The 19,662-nt window shown below is 58.1% G+C and carries 20 protein-coding genes; 10 read left to right on the forward strand and 10 right to left on the reverse strand.

What is annotated here, in order from left to right:
- Positions 1-3 precede the first annotated feature (3 nt).
- Together AC2FIR_RS18525 and AC2FIR_RS18530 are read left to right on the forward strand one after the other, a co-directional pair.
- On the forward strand, positions 4-885 hold the full coding sequence (locus tag AC2FIR_RS18525) for a DMT family transporter (RefSeq protein ID WP_496744260.1): 882 nt from the start codon (positions 4-6) through the stop codon (positions 883-885).
- Positions 882-1,745 carry a sugar kinase gene (locus tag AC2FIR_RS18530; protein ID WP_170614478.1) on the forward strand — a complete coding sequence of 288 codons (864 nt, stop codon included), beginning with the start codon at positions 882-884 and terminating at the stop codon, positions 1,743-1,745. Before AC2FIR_RS18525 ends, AC2FIR_RS18530 begins: the two co-directional genes overlap by 4 nt.
- On the opposite strand, the gene AC2FIR_RS18535 is transcribed toward AC2FIR_RS18530, so the two are convergent.
- A complete protein-coding gene (locus AC2FIR_RS18535; protein WP_170614477.1) occupies positions 1,735-2,928 on the reverse strand; it encodes a mannitol dehydrogenase family protein in 1,194 nt (397 codons plus the stop codon). The two genes, AC2FIR_RS18530 and AC2FIR_RS18535, sit on opposite strands and share 11 nt — an antisense overlap.
- Entirely contained in the window at positions 2,929-4,272 is a 1,344-nt protein-coding gene (gene uxaC, locus AC2FIR_RS18540; protein WP_496762872.1) for a glucuronate isomerase, read from the reverse strand.
- 123 nt (positions 4,273-4,395) lie between these two features.
- Here uxaC and AC2FIR_RS18545 point away from each other — a divergent pair, with 123 nt between their 5' ends.
- From AC2FIR_RS18545 to AC2FIR_RS18575, 7 genes are all read left to right on the forward strand, one after another.
- Positions 4,396-5,412 (forward strand): Gfo/Idh/MocA family protein, encoded by a 1,017-nt coding sequence (locus AC2FIR_RS18545; RefSeq protein WP_496762863.1) that lies wholly within the window; start codon positions 4,396-4,398, stop codon positions 5,410-5,412.
- Positions 5,409-6,410 (forward strand): Gfo/Idh/MocA family protein, encoded by a 1,002-nt coding sequence (locus tag AC2FIR_RS18550; RefSeq protein WP_170614475.1) that lies wholly within the window; start codon positions 5,409-5,411, stop codon positions 6,408-6,410. Before AC2FIR_RS18545 ends, AC2FIR_RS18550 begins: the two co-directional genes overlap by 4 nt.
- On the forward strand, positions 6,407-7,459 hold the full coding sequence (locus tag AC2FIR_RS18555) for a Gfo/Idh/MocA family protein (RefSeq protein ID WP_170614474.1): 1,053 nt from the start codon (positions 6,407-6,409) through the stop codon (positions 7,457-7,459). The genes AC2FIR_RS18550 and AC2FIR_RS18555 overlap by 4 nt, the downstream gene beginning before the upstream one ends.
- Positions 7,456-8,637 carry a mannonate dehydratase gene (gene uxuA / locus AC2FIR_RS18560; protein ID WP_170614473.1) on the forward strand — a complete coding sequence of 394 codons (1,182 nt, stop codon included), beginning with the start codon at positions 7,456-7,458 and terminating at the stop codon, positions 8,635-8,637. Before AC2FIR_RS18555 ends, uxuA begins: the two co-directional genes overlap by 4 nt.
- Positions 8,638-8,860: 223 nt before the next feature.
- Positions 8,861-9,751 (forward strand): NAD(P)-dependent oxidoreductase, encoded by an 891-nt coding sequence (locus AC2FIR_RS18565; RefSeq protein WP_496744257.1) that lies wholly within the window; start codon positions 8,861-8,863, stop codon positions 9,749-9,751.
- 11 nt (positions 9,752-9,762) lie between these two features.
- Complete coding sequence (locus AC2FIR_RS18570) at positions 9,763-10,626, forward strand: sugar phosphate isomerase/epimerase family protein (RefSeq protein ID WP_496744256.1); 864 nt, start codon at positions 9,763-9,765, stop codon at positions 10,624-10,626.
- A 112-nt stretch (positions 10,627-10,738) separates the two neighbouring features.
- Positions 10,739-11,158, forward strand: coding sequence for a secondary thiamine-phosphate synthase enzyme YjbQ (locus AC2FIR_RS18575; protein ID WP_170614470.1), 420 nt, complete (start codon positions 10,739-10,741; stop codon positions 11,156-11,158).
- Between the two features lie 30 nt (positions 11,159-11,188).
- Here AC2FIR_RS18575 and AC2FIR_RS18580 read toward each other — a convergent pair whose 3' ends face one another.
- The 8 genes from AC2FIR_RS18580 to AC2FIR_RS18615 form a co-directional block, all read right to left on the reverse strand.
- Positions 11,189-11,953 (reverse strand): SDR family oxidoreductase, encoded by a 765-nt coding sequence (locus AC2FIR_RS18580; protein ID WP_480491726.1) that lies wholly within the window; start codon positions 11,951-11,953, stop codon positions 11,189-11,191.
- 2 nt (positions 11,954-11,955) lie between these two features.
- Complete coding sequence (locus tag AC2FIR_RS18585) at positions 11,956-12,996, reverse strand: zinc-dependent alcohol dehydrogenase (RefSeq protein ID WP_496744254.1); 1,041 nt, start codon at positions 12,994-12,996, stop codon at positions 11,956-11,958.
- The gene (locus AC2FIR_RS18590) at positions 12,993-14,093 is read right to left on the reverse strand and encodes a mandelate racemase/muconate lactonizing enzyme family protein (RefSeq protein ID WP_170614468.1); all 1,101 of its coding nucleotides are present in this window, start codon (positions 14,091-14,093) and stop codon (positions 12,993-12,995) included. The genes AC2FIR_RS18585 and AC2FIR_RS18590 overlap by 4 nt, the downstream gene beginning before the upstream one ends.
- On the reverse strand, positions 14,090-15,088 hold the full coding sequence (locus tag AC2FIR_RS18595) for an ABC transporter permease (protein ID WP_170815683.1): 999 nt from the start codon (positions 15,086-15,088) through the stop codon (positions 14,090-14,092). The genes AC2FIR_RS18590 and AC2FIR_RS18595 overlap by 4 nt, the downstream gene beginning before the upstream one ends.
- A gap of 3 nt (positions 15,089-15,091) precedes the next feature.
- Positions 15,092-16,069, reverse strand: a complete 978-nt coding sequence (locus AC2FIR_RS18600; protein WP_170614466.1) for an ABC transporter permease — start codon at positions 16,067-16,069, stop codon at positions 15,092-15,094.
- Positions 16,054-17,589, reverse strand: a complete 1,536-nt coding sequence (locus AC2FIR_RS18605; protein ID WP_496744252.1) for a sugar ABC transporter ATP-binding protein — start codon at positions 17,587-17,589, stop codon at positions 16,054-16,056. Before AC2FIR_RS18605 ends, AC2FIR_RS18600 begins: the two co-directional genes overlap by 16 nt.
- A gap of 67 nt (positions 17,590-17,656) precedes the next feature.
- Positions 17,657-18,631 carry an ABC transporter substrate-binding protein gene (locus tag AC2FIR_RS18610; protein WP_480489581.1) on the reverse strand — a complete coding sequence of 325 codons (975 nt, stop codon included), beginning with the start codon at positions 18,629-18,631 and terminating at the stop codon, positions 17,657-17,659.
- Between the two features lie 54 nt (positions 18,632-18,685).
- Positions 18,686-19,036, reverse strand: a complete 351-nt coding sequence (locus AC2FIR_RS18615) for an aldehyde dehydrogenase family protein (RefSeq protein WP_496762865.1) — start codon at positions 19,034-19,036, stop codon at positions 18,686-18,688.
- 31 nt (positions 19,037-19,067) lie between these two features.
- Here AC2FIR_RS18615 and AC2FIR_RS18620 point away from each other — a divergent pair, with 31 nt between their 5' ends.
- Positions 19,068-19,445, forward strand: a complete 378-nt coding sequence (locus tag AC2FIR_RS18620) for a hypothetical protein (protein WP_496762867.1) — start codon at positions 19,068-19,070, stop codon at positions 19,443-19,445.
- Positions 19,446-19,662: the final 217 nt, after the last annotated feature.

Genomic DNA, 19,662 nt, shown 5'->3' on the forward strand with positions numbered 1-19,662 from the left:
TCGATGGCTGTCACCGCCAACCCCAATGCGGACCTGCCGCGCCTTGGCATCGTGCTGATGCTGACAGCGTGGCTGTTCTTTTCGCTGGTGGACCTTGGGGCCAAGTGGTTGGCGTTGGCTGGCGTGCCGGCATTTCAGTTGGCGTTCATGCGCTATGCGGGGCACTTAGTGATCTCTGTGGGGGTGATCGCCAAAGGAGGGATTGAGGCCAGCCGCTTCAAGACTGACCATCCATGGCAGGTCATTAGCCGGGCCTTGCTGCTGATCTCGGCAACCGTTTTCAATTTTTATGCCCTGCGGTTTTTGCCTCTAACCGTTGTGTCGGCAATCATGTTCTCAAGCCCGGTCATCGTGTGCTTCCTGTCCGTCTTCGTGTTGAAAGAGAGCGTGGGTCCATGGCGTTGGGCGGCCATCATACTGGGCTTTCTGGGGGTGTTGGTTGTCGTGCGGCCGTTTGGTTCGGCCTTTCATCCGACCATGCTTCTGATCGTTTACAATGCCACCGCGTTGGCTTTGTACTCGATCATGACGCGCAGGCTGTCCGGAGTTGTTGCGGTGGACACCATGCAATTCTACCTCGGGCTTACCGGGACGGTGGTCCTGCTGCCCTTCGCCATCTGGTTTTGGGTCCAGCCGGAAAACACTTGGAGCCTGATAGTCCTGATAAGCCTTGGCGTCTTTGGTTGGTGCGGGCATCAACTGCTGACGAACGCGCATCGATTCGGAACGGCGAACCAGTTGATGCCATTCACCTATTCGTTCCTGATCTACGTTGCGATCTGGGGCTATCTGTTCTTTGACACGGTACCGGACGCATTCACGTTGGCAGGGGCTGCGCTGATCATGGTCGCCGGGCTCATCATCTGGAAAAGAGAAAAGAAATGACGCGAATTGCCTGCATCGGCGAAGCAATGATCGAATTGTCCATGCTGGAAACCGGCGCAAAGGTGGGCGTCGCGGGGGATACGCTGAACACGGCAATCTACATGCACCGCGCCGCTCCTGATCTGCAGGTGGAGTATGTGACATGTCTGGGCGACGACCCGTTCTCAGGGCGCATCGCCGACTTTATCGCCAGTCATGGCATCGGGACATCTGGCATCCGCATCATTCCCAACGCTTGTCCGGGACTATACGCGATCACGACATCTGCGGACGGTGAACGCAGCTTTACCTATTGGCGCAGCGAGGCGGCCGCCCGCCAGCTTTTTGCTGATCACGACTTCAGCTCGCTGAAAGGTTACGACGTGCTTTACTTGTCGGGGATTTCCGTGGCCATTCTTCCGCATTCGGTGAGGCTTGCGCTACTGGACTGGCTCGAAGGCACTTCAGCCCGGTTGGTCTATGACAGCAACTTTCGTCCACGTCTTTGGGACAGCGCCGAGCACGCCCGGCAGATCAACCAACGGCTTTGGCAGCGTGCAAATATTGCCCTACCATCCATTGACGACGAGATGGCGCTGTTCGGGGAAAGCGCGGATCAGGTGGCGGCACGCTTTGCCGATCATCACGGTGTCGGTGCCTTGAAACGCGGAGAGAATGGCCCTCTGTCTATCGGCCAGAACATTGACCAAACCTATGAACCTGCCAAAAACGTGCTGGATACCACAGCGGCGGGCGACAGTTTCAACGGTGGGTACCTCGGGGCCTTGCTGACGGGCAAATCACAGGCCGAGGCCCTGATGGCCGGACACAATCTGGCGTCCACCGTTGTTCAGTTCCGCGGCGCGATCATTACTGGATAAGTGGCGCGAGATCCTCAGCACCGACAAGGCCCAAAAGCGGTACTACCGGATCTGGCTGCTTGACAGCCGAGGCGATTTCCAACGCACAAGGATCGTTCAGCGCCCTGCCCTTAGCGGTCTCGGACATGCAATAGGAGATCCAGGCCCGCATCCCTGCAATCACCGCCTGAGAGCCGGTCTCACGGAGCGTAGGAACAAACCGATACGGCAGCTTCTGGCTGCCATCCATCGCGATTTGGTCCAGACGGTGTGCCAGCTCGGGGTTTTCGAAACGGCGCAATAGAGCCTCTGCATAGTCTGGAACTTGTGCTTGCAGTGCAGCGGGCAGCGTTGCGCCCGCATCCTTCATCAACTCGGAAACCAGCGGGCGCAAAACCGGGTCTCGAACCGCTTCGTGGACGCAGGTCAGGCCTCGTTCCAACCCGGCATAAGCCAACAGGGAATGGGCACCGTTCAACATGCGCAGCTTTCGCATCTCGTGCGGGGCTACGTCATCGACCAGTTGCACGCCCGGCCAATCGGGCTGCGGACCGGCGAAACTGTCTTCGATCACCCACTCCGAGAACGCCTCGGTCGGAACGGCCATTGGGTCGCCGCTGATTGCGCGAACGGCGTCCGTTGTGGCCGGGGTAATCCGGTCGACCATCGCGTTGGGGAAGCGAACGGCGCCCCAATCCACGTCCAGACCGGCTGCTTCCGAAAAATCGGCGACTGCCGTTTCGAGCGTATTGCCGTTTTCCATGCGATTGTCGCAGCTTAGCACCGTCACAGGCTTGCGCCGTTCCGCAAGGCCAGAAGCCAAAAACCCGATCAGCGTCGCAGGCCCTTGCCCCGCCAGATCGGCGGCGATCGCAGGGTCCTGAAGGTTCAGCTTGCCGAAGGCGTCCAAGTGATAGCCTTTCTCGGTGACGGTCGCCGAGATGATCTCGGCATCCGCCATCACATCGAAAATCGCCGCGCGATCCACGGGCGCGACCAGAACGTCCCGCAGAGCTTTGATGCGCCGGACGCCCTGCCCCTGTACGCACAGATCGTACTCAAAACCCTGTCGGGCCAATCCATCCCGAACCGAGGATGAACGCAGGCTGACGCCGACAACGTCCCATCCGCCCGCTTGATCGGTGTAGTCCAGCAAATGCGCCCGGGCAAAGTTTCCAAGGCCGAAGTGAAGAATTGTACCCATCTAGCTTTGCAACCCGTAAACCTGTTTCGCCAGGTCGACCGCGAGCAACCGCGCCAAATGCTCGGCACTGTCCCGACCGAAATAGCCGCGAGCAACCTGCTCGGCCAAATGAATCGCCACTCCCCGCCGCCAGAGGTCGTGTCGTGCAGGAATGGACAGAAAAGCCCGCGTGTCGTCATTGAACCCGGCCAGGTTGTAATATCCGGCCGTTTCAACCACCCGGTCGAAATACCGCGCAATCCCGGCCGGGCTGTCGTGGAACCACCAAGGCGGTCCGATCCGAAGGCACGGCCAATGTCCCGCCATAGGGGCAAGTTCACGGGCATAGGTGCTTTCGTCCAATGTGAAGAGTATGATCCGCAGTTCCGGCGAGTTTCCGACCCGTTTCAACAGCGCCTCAAGGCCCGTGACCCAATCCATCGCAACTGGAATGTCGGCCCCCTTGTCCCGTCCGAAGTCCCGCATTACCGCGTCGTTCGTGTTGCGCTTGCTGCCTGCATGTATCTGCATGGTCAGACCATCGTCGAAAGACATCTGCGCCATTTCGATCAGCATATGACCATAGAACCGGCGAGCGTCCTGTTCGGTCCCTTCCCGCCGTCTGAGCCGTTTGTACAGCGCATCCGGGTCTTCCAGCCACTCGGACTGCACGCGTTCGATACCGTGGTCGGTAGCCGTACAGCCCAGCTGGATGAAATAAGCCCGCCGCATTCGCAGCGCGTTGAGGTAGCCATCATAGCTGCCCAGATCGCAGCCTGTCAGCTCGGCCAACTTGTTCAGATTCTGTACGAAATCCGGGTCCGCCCCATCCAAAACCCCGTCTGGGCGGAACGTCGGAACAACCCGCCCGCCCCAACCGCTTGCACGGATATCCCGATGCTCCTCGAGACCGTCGAGAGCAGAATCCGTGGTGGCCAGAACCTCAATTCCAAACTTGTCGAACAAAGCCCTCGGGCGAAATTCGGGTCGCGCCAGCTTTTCTGAGATCTTATCGTAAACCTGGTCTGCCGTGCGCGGAGACAACTCCTCTGACACGCCCAGCGTTTCATGCAACACATAGTTCATCCAGATCCGGGATGGCGTTCCCAGAAACAGATGCCAGTGCTCGGCAAAGGTGCGAAAAACGGCGCGAGGATCCTTCTTTCGCCCCTCTTCCCCAACGCCAAGTTCGGACAAGGGAACGCCCTGCGAATAGAGCATACGAAACACGTAATGGTCGGGAACCACCAGCAGCTCTGCCGGGTTGGGAAACGGCTCATCGGTTGCGAACCACCCCGGATCGCAGTGACCATGCGGAGACACGATCGGGAGGTCCTTGATGCCCAGGTACAGGTCTTCTGCCATCCCATTCAAATTACCAGTCAATTCTGCCTCCGATACTGCTGCCCGCAATTGTAAACACAGTTTTTAATGGTTGCATCTTTCCCGTTCGAACCCGCAGACTGAACGGGTTATCCGGGGGAATGAATGAATATTGCGCTGATTGGTTTAGGGATGGTTTCGGGCACGCATGTCGCTGCAATTCGGGCATCGGAGCAAGGCCTCAATCTTGCCGGCGTCCTCGGGCGCAATCCTGAAAAAGCAGCTGAGTTCGCGCAGCGAAACGACACCCGCGCGTACAGCTCGGTCGAGGAAATCGCCAACGACCCAAACGTCGACTTTGCGATCATCGCAACCCCGCCCGATCAGCGCACAGAGTTGGTGCTGGTTCTTGCGACCGCTTCGAAACCGATCCTGATGGAAAAGCCTATCGAAAGAACGCTGGACGCCGCGACAGCCATTGTCGAGCAGTGCGAGGTGTCTGGTGTGCCGCTGGGTATCGTCTTTCAGCACCGCGCCCGCGCCGCCTCGCAGGCGCTGAAATCAGCCATTAAACAGGGTGAGCTGGGCGCGATCGCCACAGTGGAGATCCGTGTCCCCTGGTGGCGCGATCAGAGCTACTATGACGAGCCAGGTCGAGGCACCTATGCACGCGACGGAGGCGGTGTCATGATCTCGCAGGCAATCCACACGCTTGACCTTGGGATGTGGCTGCTGGGGCCAATCTCGGACATTCAGGCTGTGATGAGAAAAACTCCACTACACGATCTCGAGGCCGAGGATTGGGCAGGTGCAATCTTTGAAATGGATAGCGGCGCAGTGGGTACTTTGATGGCGACTACTGCAGAATATCCTGGGGCCGCTGAATCTATCACGATCCAGGGCACCCGCGCCAAAGCGCATCTGGAGTCAGGTGTCCTGACCTTGACCACTTTCGATGGTCAGAAATCCACTGTTGGCGAAACGTCCGCCACAGGCGGAGGGGCGGATCCCATGGCGTTCACCCATGAATGGCACCAGGCAGTTATCGAGGATTTCGCCAAGGCTGTTGCCGGTAGAACGCGGCCGATGGCCACCGGGCGCAGTGCCCTTTTGACCCACGCCGTCATCGACGCGATGCAGATCGCCGATCGAACCGGCCAGAAAACACGAGTCGCCTCATGAGCCTGACCTGCGTCGCCCTTGGCCTGGACCACCGCCATATCTATGGCATGACGGAAAACATGCGCAAAGTCGGAGTGGACTGCGTTGGCTATTGGACACAAGGCGATCCCGAAACGCTGGCGGGCTACGTCAAAAGGTTTCCCGACATTCCGCGGCTGGCCCGACTGGAAGACGCCCTAACATGCGGGGCGGATCTAGCGCTGATTTCGGCAATACCGGCAGATAGGGTTGCGTTGACTATCCGTGCCATGCAAAACGGCATGGATGTCATGAGCGACAAGCCAGGTTGCACGACGTTCGAGCAACTCGACCAGATCAAGCGAACAGTCGTGGACACCGGTCGCATCTGGTCGGTTAATTTTTCTGAACGATTTGAAACGCCCGTCAGCACCCGAGCGACCGAGTTGGTCGAGGCCGGTGCCATCGGGCGCGTGATCCAGACGGTCGGACTTGGCCCGCACCGATTGAACCGGGCAACCCGGCCCGAATGGTTTTTTCAGCGTGATCGCTACGGTGGCATTCTGACCGACATCGCCTCGCATCAGATCGATCAGTTCTTGCATTACACAGGTTCGGAAACCGCTAAAATCACAAACGCCTATGTGGCGAACTACGCAAACTCCAAGGATCCCGGATTGCAGGATTTCGGAGAGCTAAATCTGCGCAGCGAGAATGGCACCGGGTACATCCGGGTTGACTGGTTTACTCCGGATGCCTTGCCAAACTGGGGGGATGGTCGCCTGACGATCCTGGGCACCGAAGGATATATCGAGTTGCGGAAATACGTCGATGTGGGTGGAGCCTCGGGAACAGACCATCTGATCTTCGTCAACGGCGAAACCTGCCAAAAGATCAACGCGACCGACGCCGGCCTTCCCTACTTTTCGCGCCTCGCCGATGACATCCGCAACCGGACCGAAACCGCGATGACGCAGACCCACTGCTTTACGGTCTTGGAACTCGCGCTGCGCGCGCAGGAAATGGCGGAACGCAGATGATCAACGTTGCGATCCTTGGCGCAGGTATCGGTGCGCAACATCTGAGCGCACTGAAACGGCTTGACCGCGACTTCCGCGTAGCCGCCATGGTCGACCAGAATACGGACCGGATCGAACAGATTCGACAGAACGCGAATTTTCGAGCACTGACCAACATTCAAGACGCGCTGGATGATCCGGCGATTGATGTCATCGACATCTGCCTGCCGCCCCATCTGCATGTACCGACCACTCTAGAGGCACTGGCCGCAGGAAAACACGTTGTCTGCGAAAAGCCTGTTGCGACCTCGATGCAGGATGTGGATCGGATCACGGCAGCCGCAAGCAGCGCGAGCAAGCATGTGTTTCCAGTTTTTCAATACCGGTGGGGGCCGTCACTGGCCCAATTGCGCCACCTGCAACGCGCAGGCCTGACCGGAGCGGTTCAAACTGCCGCGCTTGAAACCCATTGGTCCCGAGGTGCAGACTACTACGCCATTCCGTGGCGCGGAACATGGGCTGGTGAACGCGGCGGCGCAGTACTGGGCCATGCCATCCACAACCATGATCTGCTGACGAATATCGCGGGTGATATCGCCTGGGTGTCTGCAATGGCCACAACGCGGGTCAACCCGATCGAGACCGAAGACTGCGCCGCGATCTGCTTTGGCATGTCTTCCGGAGCCTTGTGCACAAGCAATATCACACTGGGCGCCGCCACGGACGAAACCCGCCTGCGGTTCGTCTTTGAAAAGGTGACCGCCACTTCTGGCACGGAACCCTATGCCCCGGGTCAAACGCCCTGGACATTCGTTGCGCGGGACCCGGTGGATCAAGCCACTATCGACGAGGCCCTTGCAGCCGCCGCTGCCGAACCAACAGGCTTCGAAGGGTTCTTTACCGAAGTCGGCAAGGCGTTGCGGTCCGAGGCAAATTCTGCCGTTACGCTGCAGGACGGCGCTGCGTCCATTGGCCTTGTGACGGCGATTTATTACGCGGCGCGCACCGGGCAGCGTGTTGCCCTTCCCATCAAGCCCGATCACCCGCTGTATGAAGGATGGCTGCCATGAAACAATGCTGGCGTTGGTTCGGACCCGATGATCCGATCGCCCTGGCCAATCTCCATCAAGTCGGGGTTCAGGGCATCGTTACCGCACTGCATCACATCCCGCCGGGACAGCCTTGGGACGAACCGAACATCGCCGACCGGCAAGCAGTTCTGGCTGCTGCTGGGTACAGTTGGGACGTTGTCGAAAGCCTGCCCGTCTCGGAGGCGATCAAGACGCAATCCGTAGACATGGCCGAGCATCTGCAGGCGTACAAGTCCAGCCTCAGGGCCCTGTCCGCCCGTGGCGTCAAAGTCGTTTGCTACAACTTCATGCCGATCCTAGATTGGACCCGCACCGCCCTTCGCGCCCCGCAGCCGCATGGCGGAACGGCCATGCTGTTCGACCTGACCGATTTTGCTGCTTTCGACATATATATTCTCGAACGTCCGGGCGCGTCCGAAGACTATTCCAGCGATGTCCAGCAAACGGCCAAGGATCGCTTCTTGCGCATGTCGGATGAATCCAAGGCCCAGTTGCAACACAATGTCACTGCGGGGCTGCCCGGCGCCAATGATCAGTGGAGCGTGCAGGACGTGCGCGCTTTGTTGCAGACATATGCGCATATAGACCGTGACCGGCTTCGCGCAAACCTCATCGACTTCCTGTCTGAGGTCGCCCCAGTGGCCCAAGACCTGGACCTGCGCTTGTGCTGTCATCCGGATGATCCGCCGTTCTCGTTGCTCGGTCTGCCGCGGATCATGTCAAGCACCGATGACTACGGCACCGTTCTGGATGCGGTTGATTTGCAGGCGAACGGCGCAACCTTGTGTACCGGATCGCTGGGAGTGTCCCCCGAATTCAATGGGCCGGACTTCGTGCGTAGGCATGGCGACCGGATTCACTTTGTCCATCTGCGGAATACCCAACGCATCGCCGGATCAGACAGCCAGAAGCCGGATTTCTTTGAGGCCCCGCATCTGGAGGGCGACACCGACATGGTCGGCACCATTCGCGAGTTGATGAACGAACAGCGCCGCCGCAAATCCCAAGGACGTGACGATTGGCAAATTCCGATGCGGCCCGACCACGGACAAGAACTGCTGAGCGATCTGGGCGGACACAGCACTCCTGGCTATCCGCTGATCGGACGAATGCGCGGGCTGGCGGAACTACGCGGCATAATGGCGGCATTCTCGTAACGCGTCGGATCAGACAGTTTCTTTCCACACGCAACACTTCTTTGCTTGCCTGAGCGCTGCATTCTTCGTTTACTTACGGCACGTAAACGGGCAGCGGGGTGTCTTCCGGACTCGCCCGACGTCTGCTCAAGACGCGTGAAACTCCCGCGAAAACCGATGCGATTGGGCATCATTTTCGAAACGTCTGCCATACGGAAATGGCAGAAAAACGGGAGGATTCCAAATGAAAACAGCAGGCGTAATTGGTCTTGGCGACATGGGCAGCGGCCTTGCCAAGAACCTGATCAAGAATGGCTTTGAAACATCCGGTTTCGACCTGAGCGAGACACGCATGACGGCATTTACCGACATGGGCGGCCTGGCCGAGGACAGCGTGGGACAGGTCGGCCGTCACGCAGCCGCTGTTTTTGTCATGGTGATGAACGGAGATCAGGCCCGCGATGTCATTTTGGGTGAAAACGGGCTGGTTGCGAACATGGCCCAAGGCGGAACGGTCATCCTGTCGGCGACCATTAACCCGGCCGAAGCAAGCGCTATCGGGCAAGACATGGAAGGTTCGGGCATCCACCTGATCGACACTCCGGTTTCGGGTGGTTTTCCCGGCGCGCAGAACGGCACATTGACGATGATGGCTGCCGGAGCTTCGGATGTTCTGGATCGAAATGCCGAAGTCATGCAGGCAGTGTCGGCAACCATTCATCGGGTCGGAGAAAACGCCGGCGACGGGCAAACCGTGAAAGCCTGCCTACAATCCCTTATCGGATCGATCTTTTCCGCCACATTCGAGGCTGCAGCCTTAGCGGCCAAAGCCGGTGTCAGCGGTCAGGCATTGCTTGATGTGTTCTCGTCCTCCAGCGCAGGGTGCGGAGTCGTGAATACCGCCCTTGAAAACATCATTGATCGCAAGTTCGAGGCTACCGGCAGCCATATCGCAACCATGCACAAGGACCTGACGATCTCTCTGGCACTGGCCGGTGCGTTGGGCGTTCCTATGCATACAGCGTCATCCGCGATGCAGATCTTTCACGCCGGGAAAACCAAATACCCAAACGGCGACAACTGGGTGTGTACCCGCGTCATCGAAGAGATCGTTGGCGCAGAATTGCATCGCTGAGGGGGTCGAACATGAAATTAGGTGTGATTTGCGACGGCATTTCCCGCGATCTGCGGCATACCGTGGACGTAATGGACGAGTTCGGTCTGGACTATGCAGAGCTTCAATTCGTTGGCGATACAGAGGTCGGAGACCATTCCGCGCAAGAAATTGCCGAGATCGACGCGCTCTTGCGCGACCGGGGCAAGCCGGTGTCATGTCTCTCGCGCCATATCTTTGCGGGGATGACAGCTGCCAACAGACCCGGCGACGACCTGCACACTCGGCATATGGACGCTTTGAAACGCGTAATCGACATGGCGCATGTTGTTGGGTCTCCGCTCGTTCGGATCATGACCCAAAGAAAAGAGCAGATACTCTGGGGAAAAAACGGCGCCGAAAAGTGGAACGTGGCGCATGGCGTATGGGACACGATGCTGCCTCTCATCGCGCCGGCGGTTGAACTGGCAAGAGCTGAGGGCGCGACTCTCGTCGTGGAAACCGGAAACGGCACGCTGGTCAATTCCAACTATACAGCCCGCAAGCTGATCGACGAGTTAGACGCAAAAGACACTTTGAAAGTGCTGTGGGACCCCGGAAATAATTGCTGGTGCCATGAACTGGCGTACCCGGACGGTTACGAAGAACTGCGCGGCGGCTACTTGGGTCACATTCACATCAAGGACGTAAAGGTCGACACGCCGAGGGCAACGCTGGAAGTGCGCCGTATTGGGGAAGGTCAGCTTGCGCCTCTGTTCCGACCCATCGCGGACTCGCTTAGATCCGATGGCTACGATGGCGTCATTTCCTTCGAGAGTGTTTATCACCCCGGCAACGGAAACTTCGAAGATGGTTTTCGTCTGTGTGTGGACAAGTTCAAAAGCCTATTTGCATAAGGTTACAGTCAATATGCGTTCAAAATCATATGTTTGAACCCCGCTACTGAACGCCAAGCGGAGTGTAGAAAACTGGGCGCGTTCGCGTTAAATCAAGGAAAAGACCAGCTGGATGAAGCAAGAGTTTTTTGACCTGTCCATTGAAACGCCCGGCAAATCCCTCACCGACATCAGCGGGATGGTTCAGGGTGCGGTGTCCGAACGTGTATTTGTCTCGGGTCTGCTGACCCTTTGGTGCGTCCACACGGGTGCTGCGCTGTTGGTGCAGGCCAATGCCGATCCCGACGTTCGCAAGGATATCGAGACGTTCTTCGAGAAACTCGTGCCCAAGTCACCAGGGAGGTATCATCACCGCCCGACCGAGGACGACAACGCTCCGTCGCATCTGCGGGCGCTGTTGACGCAAACTCAGATATCCGTCCCGGTCGAACAGGGGCAGCTTTCTCTGGGCCGCGTACAAAGCCTATACCTGTTCGAACATCGAGAGGCGCCAAGAACCCGCCGATTGAAGGTGCACTACATCGGGACATGAGACTTTGAATTAAATGGGGCGTTGGCAGTGCTACCGCCCCATCCAGCCCCCGTCGACGACAAGGATTTCACCGTTGACGAAGTCCGACGCGGCAGAGGCCAGAAAGACCACCGGTCCGGCAAAGTCATCAGGCGTACCCCAACGGCCTTGGGGTGTTCGTTCAAGGATCGACTTCGATCGGACCGGATCATCCCGCAGGGCTTGAGTGTTGTCGGTCGCGATGTAGCCAGGCGCGATCGCATTCACATTCACGCCCCGCCCGGCCCATTCGTTGGCCAAAGCCTTGGTCAGCTGTCCAATCCCACCTTTCGAGGCCGCATATCCCGGCACGGTAATGCCGCCCTGAAATGTCAGCAGCGAAGCTGTGAAAATGATCTTACCCGATCCGCGCGTCAGCATGTCCTTGCCGATCTCGCGAGACAGAACGAACTGCGAGGACAGGTTCACCTCAATCACTTCGTCCCACCAGTCGTCCGGGTGTTCAGCGGCGGGTTTGCGTTTGATCGTGCCGGCATTGTTGACAAGGATATCAGGGGTTTGTCCGTCGGCCCTCAACTGATCAATGAACCCGTGCAGCGCGGCGCGATCCGAGAAGTCGCATTGGTAAGCCCGGAAATTGCGCCCGATCGCAGTCACAGCTTTTTCGACATCCGACCCGGACAGCTCGAGCGAGGCCGACACTCCGATGATATCGGCTCCGGCCGATGCCAATGCCTCGGCCATGCCGCGCCCGATACCGCGTTTGCACCCAGTCACAAGAGCCGTCTTTCCCGTCAGGTCGAAACTTTGCAAAATACTCATGAACGCGGTCCTACTTCGATCAGGCTTTTCATTGCGGTTGGACTGCGATCCAGTGCTTCAAACGCGGCCTGAATGTCTGCCAGAGGGCTGACGTCAGTAATCACAACATCCGCGTCCACTCCGCCCGAGGCGACAACTGCGATGGCTTTCTCGTAATCCTCTGGCTCATAGACCCGCGCACCGATCAGTTGCAGCTCTCGCCAGAAGAACTGGAACAGGTCGATCTGGGGCTTTTGGGCATGGATCGCGACCATTACGATCCGAGCCCGCGTCGCGGCAACGGCGGTCATCGCATCGACACCGGGCTGCGTTCCCGACACTTCGAAAACCACATCTGCCCCTTTGTCGCCCGTGCGCGCGTTGATTGTGGACACCAGATCGGTTTCGGTTGGGTTGATCGAGTCGAAACCAAGCTTTTCGGCAATCGCCAGACGGTTTTGGTTCACTTCGGAAATCACGACGTTTCCGCCCGCGTCCCGTGCAACCATGGCAACCAGGATGCCGATCGGGCCGCCGCCGATGACGACGACGTCCTCGCCAGGTTGCAGGCCAGACAAGCGCACATCGTGGCAAGCAACGGCGACCGGCTCGATCAGTGCTGCATGATCCATGCGCAAGTCATCCGGCAGAACGTGCAACGTGTGGGCCGGAACGGTCCAGATTTCTTGCATGGCGCCATCTGTGTCGAGGCCGAGAAACTTGAGGTTCTGACAGATATGCTGATGCCCCCGTTTACAAGCTGGACATCCTCCGCAGTGATCAAGCGGTCGGACAACGACCTTCTGGCCGGGTACGACCGTATCGACGCCCTCGCCCACCGCTTCGACGACACCTGACATCTCATGCCCAATCACCCGGTTCAGGCCGACACGAGCATCCATGTTGCCGTGGTAGACGTGCATATCCGTCCCGCAAATCCCACAATAGGCAACTCGAATGGCAGCCTCGCCGGAGCCCGGATCTGTCGCTTGGGCTTGCTCTACAGCAAAGCTCTTATTGCCCCTGTAGTATGCCGCAGAGATCGTCTGGGTCGTCATTTATGCATCTCCTTGTGTTCCGCATTCAATTTGTCCCAGTCGAATTCCACTCCCGTTCCTGGGGTATCCGGGGCCACGGCCAGACATTCTTCCACAACCAGCGGACGGGTCGTGTACTGGTCTATCGGGAATGAGTGTACTTCTAGCCACCCTGCGTTGGGTTGTGCAGAAACAAGGCTGACGTGCAGTTCTTGCATCCCATGACTGCAAACCGGAATGCCGTGCTGTGCGCTTAGCGCGGCCACGCGCAGCCAGCCGGTGATCCCACCGCAGTTTGAGGCATCGGGCTGGATGAAACTCAGCTTCGCGTCATCAAAAGCGTATTCGAATTCGTGTATGGTGTGTAGGTTTTCACCCATGGCAAGGGGTACGCCCGTCGCTTCGACAATTCGGCCATAACCTTTGTAGTCGTCTGGAATGGTCGGTTCCTCGAACCACAGAATATCGCAGTCGGTAAACCCTCTGGCAGCCACGATGGCCTCTTCGACGCTCATAGAGTAATTCGCGTCGACCATGAAGAACCGGTCCGGGCCCAGCATCTCGCGCACCGCCCGGGCACGTGCAAGATCGTCGGCCAGGTCTGGTTGACCGACTTTGATCTTGACTGCGTTGAACCCACGCGCAAGGTACCCTTCGGTCTGGTGCAGCAGTTTCTCTAACGAGAAATTCAGGTCGATCCCGCCGGCGTAGGCGTTACAACGTTTGGACGCTCCGCCGGCCATCTGCCACAATGGCGCATTCTGCGTTCTGCCGCGAATGTCCCACAATGCAATATCCACGGCCGAGATGGCAAACGAGGCGATCCCGCCCCGTGCGACGTAGTGCACATGCCACTGCATGGCGTCGTACAGGCTTTCGATCTGTTCGGCGTCTTGTCCTACAAGGAACGGCGCCAGGTCATGCTGGATCATCGCTAGGATGGCATGACCACCCTTGCCCCCCGTATAGGTATACCCGACCCCCTCGACCCCATCCGAGGTTTGAATGGTGACTGTGATCAATTGAAAAAACGTGTGATCCCCATGTTTGGCATCGACCAGGACCTCAGCGAGCGGAACGTTGAACAGCCGCGCTGAAACACTTTCTATACGATTCATGAACCCAAGACCTTCTGCTGCCTGGCAATAACCCGAGACTGTAAAAGGATGACCGCAAATAGAAAGCCTCCACGTATGACCATCTGCCAATAGGCACTGAAACTGATTGTGCCCTGACCGTTTTCAAAGTTCAGAACGTTGAAGACCAGCCCCAGCAACAGCGCACCGGCCACCGTCGCAGGGATCGAACCCATCCCACCCGTCAACAAAGTGCCGCCCACCACGACGGACGCGATGGCCGACAATTCCCATCCGATACCCTCAAGGGGTTGTCCGGCTCCAAAACCCGAGGCCAAAAAGACTCCGGCCAGCCCCGCGCAGCCCCCCGACAGCAGGTAGACGAAAGCCTTGGCGCGATTGACTTTCAGGCCCATTAGGTTCGAGGCATCCTCGCTGCCACCGATCGCCAAGACGGTCCGCCCGATGGTTGTCCTTTCCAGCACCAACCAAAGTGCCAGGGTCAGTCCGGCCACGATGACGATTGTCCATGGAAACAGGCCGAACGCCTGCCCCATGCCAAGCTTGGTGAAGTTCGACCCCCAATCGACCGAAATTGTCTGGGCGCCCGAAATCACCAATGCGCCGCCTTTGGCGGCCAGCATGGTCGCCAATGTGGCGATGAAGGGCGGGATTCGAAGGATGATTATACAAAAGGCGTTGATCGCCCCGAAACCAACCCCGGCAAGAACGGCCCCCGGCAAGGCAACCTGAATCCCGTAGGGGCTGAGATAGGCCGCAACAACCGACGTAAAGGCCGCAACGGATCCGACCGATAGATCAATCCCGCCGGTCATGATCACGAAACACATGCCCAGTGCGATCGCAATGAACATCGCGTTGTAATTCAGGAAAGACGAGAAATTGTAGGCGCTGCCAAAGTTTTCATAGCGCATCAGCCCGAACAGGATCAAAGCCAGCAGTGCGAGCCACACCGTCACCGAAGCCGAATTGCGCCGAAGGTACTTTCGCAGGTCAAAAGCCGTTTCATCCAACATCAGTCAAGCCCTCCGGAACTGCTGGACCCAAACGGCCAGGATAATGATAACGGCCTTAGCGATTAATGCAACTTCGTCCTCTACCCCGTTGGCCAACAACGTATATTTGACCAATTGGATGATGACGGCTCCCAGTATGGCACCAAAGATCGGCGCCCGCCCGCCTTGTAAAAGAGCACCGCCAACAACCGCGGCCGCGATGGCATCAAGCTCCATCAGATTGCCGTTGCGCGCAGCGTCCGAGGCCGAGTTGATAGCAACCACGATCAGACCGGCCAGGCCCGCAAGCACCGCGCAGATGGCATAAGCCCCGATCTTGACCCGTCGGACAGGACCACCCGACAGATAGGCCGCGCGTTCATTGCCGCCGATGGTTAGCAGGTAACGGCCCCATGTGGTTCTGGTGATCACCCAAAACAGCACACAGGCAATGGCCAGCGCCAGCCAACCTTGGAACGGCAAGCCAAACACCTTGCCGGTTCCAAGATAACTGAATGAAGGGTTTGAAAATGTCTGCAGGTTTCCGTTCGTCAAAACCTGGGCAATACCGCGACCAGAGATGAAGAGAATGAGCGTTGCCACAATGGGCTGCACGTTCAATAAGGCAACCATCACGCCGTTGAACACCCCGCATAGCCCCGCGACGAACAGCGGCAGGACAATGGCCAAAGTTACGCCTAGCATCGGATTAGCGGCGCCCAGATCCGACAGAAAGATCAGCGGGGCCAGCGCCCCCGCCAGTGCCATGACCGCACCAACCGACAGATCGATCCCACCCGTGGCGATTACCAGAGTCATGCCCATGGCCACGATGGCGATAGTGGCAACCTGGCTGATATTCACAAACAGGGTCTGCAACTGCAGGAAATTGGGGGTGAAAAACGCGTTGAACACCAGCAGGGCGACCAACGCGGCGATACCGCCGTGAAAGCGGAAGGGCATCGATGCGACCCGTTGCGGCAACTTCATTGCGCGGTCCATGAACCAGTTCCTTCTTCATGATGCGCAAGCGCGCGCACCAGTATGTTCTCGGTAATCCCGGGGTTGGTCAGTTCCTTGACCGAGCGCCCCTCGTGCATGACTACGATGCGGTCGGCGCCTTCCACCAGTTCTTCGAATTCCGAACTGATGAGTACGACGCCGAACCCCTTCTCGACGTAAGACCGAATAAACGATTGGATCTCTCGCTTGGCGCCGACATCCACGCCTCGGGTCGGCTCGTCGAGTATCAGGATGTCGGGTTGCGTCGCCAGCCAACGGGCAAGCAGCACCTTCTGCTGGTTGCCGCCGGACAATTCGCGAATGGGTTGGTCCATATGCGCCGCCTTGATGCCCAGATCGTCGATGAAGGCCTGAACGATCTCGCACTCGCGGGCAAAGTCGATTTGACCACGACTGGCCAGTTTCGGCAGCAGGGCCAGCGTCATATTTTCGCGAACGGACATGTCAGGAATGATCCCTTCGGCCTTGCGATCTTCGGTCAGAAAGCCGACCCCGTTTGCAATCGCGTCACCCGGTCCGGGCGGTTGCCCGACCGAGCCATGCAACTCGATCGCGCCACTGCGGGCCCCGTCCACTCCAAACAAAGCGCGCGCCGCCTCGGTCCGGCCAGAGCCCAGCAACCCGCCCAGCCCAACGATTTCGCCGCGATGGAGCGTAAGGTCGAAATGCGTCAATCGCGGGCCTGTCGAAACAGAGTCAGCCCGCAAAACGATATCTCCTTTCTTGGCCTTGGCACCCGCAAAGTCAGTTAGACCGTCCGCCGCGATCTCATCCGTGTTGCGGCCCAGCATGTCCGCGATCATTTCCAGTTTGGTCGTGTCCTTGACGGTACGCGTGCTGACGGTGCGCCCGTCTCGCATCGTTGTAACCCGATCGCAGATTTGGAACAGCTCATCGAGGAAATGCGAGACATACAGAACAGACACGCCCTGTTTCTTCAACTCGCGCACCACACCGAACAAAACCTCGACCTCGCTGGCATCCAGCGACGACGTGGGTTCGTCCATGATGACAAGTTTCGCGTCCAGAGAAACAGCCCGCGCAATCGCAACCAACTGCTGGATCGCTGTCGAGAAATTTCCAAGCGGCTCGGTCACGTCAATATCTATGCCAAAGCGCGCAAGAACCTCGCGTGCGCGCCTGTTGCCCTCGCGCCAGTCGATCAGAAAGCCGAGACGTTTGGGCTCATACCCCATGATGATGTTCTCGGTCACTGACCGCAGCGGCACCAGGTTGAGCTCTTGATAGATCGTGGCAATTCCGGATTCCTGCGCTTCGCGTGGGGTAGAAATGCGGCTTGGCACACCCGCCAGATGGACGTCGCCGGCATCCCGGTCGTAAACTCCGGTCAGAACTTTGATCATCGTCGATTTACCGGCACCGTTCTGGCCGATCAGCGCGTGAACCTCGCCAGCTGCGATCTTCAGGCTGGCCTGACTCAGTGCCGGTACGCCGGCAAAAGACTTTTCAACTCCCGACATCGAGACGAGCGCATTCATGAGATGTCTTCCTCCGATTGCTTGCAGGCGGCGCCAACCACAGGCCAGCACCACCTGCCAGGGAGAATCAATAGGCTTCGTCGATGTGATCGGCCGCGTTATCCTTGGTAAAGATGCGATCTTCGACTTTCACCCATTCCGGGATCGTCTCGCCAGCCGCGTATTTGTTCATGACTTCACAAGCCAGAGGACCGAAGAAGGGCGAGCTTTCCACCGTGACCCCCATCTTGCCATCGATGATAGCCTGAAGCGCATCGCGTGTCCCATCGATCGAAACAATGGTCACGTCCTCGCCGGGCTTGCGGCCGGCCAGTTCCAGAGCCTGGATCGCGCCAATCGCCATTTCGTCATTGTGGGCGTAGACCACGTTCACGTCGGGATGCGCCTGCAGCAGGGTCTCCATCACCTGACGACCCAGGTCGCGCGCAAAGTCACCGGTCTGAGAAGCCACAATCGCAAAGCGGTCATCCTCTGCAATCGCGTCGTCGAAACCCTTTTTGCGGTCATTTGCAGGCGAAGAACCAGTCGTGCCTTCCAACTGGACGATGACGCCCTTGTCGCCGTCGAAATTCTCCATCAGCCATTGTGCCGCCCGGTTGCCCTGATCGATGAAATCCGACCCCAGGAACGCTACGAAATGCTCGCCAGGCTTGGCTACGGCTGGATCAACCGAGCGGTCCACCAAAAAGGTCGGGATTCCCGCAGCACGGGCCTTCATAACGGCTGGGATCAAAGGCTTTTCTTCCCGCGGGGGAAGGAACAGAACGTCGATGCCTTGGGCGATCATGCTGTCCACATCCGCAACCTGCTTTGCCGCAGAACCGGCCGCATCCGTCGCGATCAGATCCCAGCCACAGGCTTCGGCCGTGTCATGGAACGATTTGGTCTCGGCAATGCGCCACGGGTTGTTCGACTCCATCTGCGCAAAGCCGACTTTGTAGCGATCCTTCTGCTCAAGCGGTGGCAGATCCTGCGCGATCACCGTGGTGCCCAAAAGTGCACCCGCCACAACCGTCGAGATCAAAAGAGTTCTGCGTTTCATGTTTATTCCTCCTCCATTGGTGCGGTCGCCTCCGTTTTGACCGCGAGTTTTAGGTCATGCCCAATTCATGTAAGTCGTTTGTTTCCTCAGATACCCATCGAAGCCATAAGCGCCGTCTTCGCCCCCAACCCCGGACAGACCCCAACCGGTGTGAAATCCCTGCACGGCCTCGCCATTGGAGCGGTTCAGGTACAATTCGCCAAAATTCAAACGGTTCGGGGCCTCCATCAATCGCCGGTGCGATGCCGTAAAGAGATAGGCAGACAGCCCGAATAATGTGTCATTCGCAAAGTCTATCGCCTGATCAAAATCCTCGACTCGCATGGCTGTCGCCACGGGGCCAAAGACCTCCTCTTGCATCGCGGCATTGCCGTTGTCTGAGACCTCAAGAACCGTCGGGGACATCCAGTGCCCCTTAGATGCTTGGGCTCGAGCCTTGAAAGCTCCGTTCTCCCAAGTGGCAAAATACCGGGAATATGTGCTCGATCAGAGCCCCTTCGGAACGCATCAAGGCGTCAAGGGACTGGAGTTTCCGAGAGTGATGGTCATCGCAGATGATTGCTCAGCTCGCATGAGAAGCATGACTTCTTACGAAAAGCTTCTGGGTGCGAAGCCCAAGTCCAAGACTGATCTCAAGAATGAGGCTGAAGGCAATGAAACGACCTTCGACCGGACGCGCCGCCTTCTCTACGTTACATGCACGCGCGCTGAGGAGAGCCTGGCGTTGGTGATCTACTCTGATGATCCAAATGCGGTTTCCCAGTTGATGATAGACAAAAAATGGGTTTCGAAGGATGAGATGCAGGTGTCCTAGCCATTTGCTCGCGCTCGACGTTGACATCAGGCTGCGGCAGCCGCCTGGCGTCAGCGCCAATGGGACAATAGGCGTCAACGTCGGCTTCTGAAGCAGGCGTCGGGGGCTTTCGCTTCTGCAGCGAAGGTCGGCTTTCCGCCTATTTTGTTGAAAAACTCGGGCTTGATCGGTTGGTAAGTTGCTGATTCAATTCTTCCTAAAGGGAGGGATCAGCCAT

Source organism: Ruegeria sp. CDSB136, from assembly GCF_059610965.1.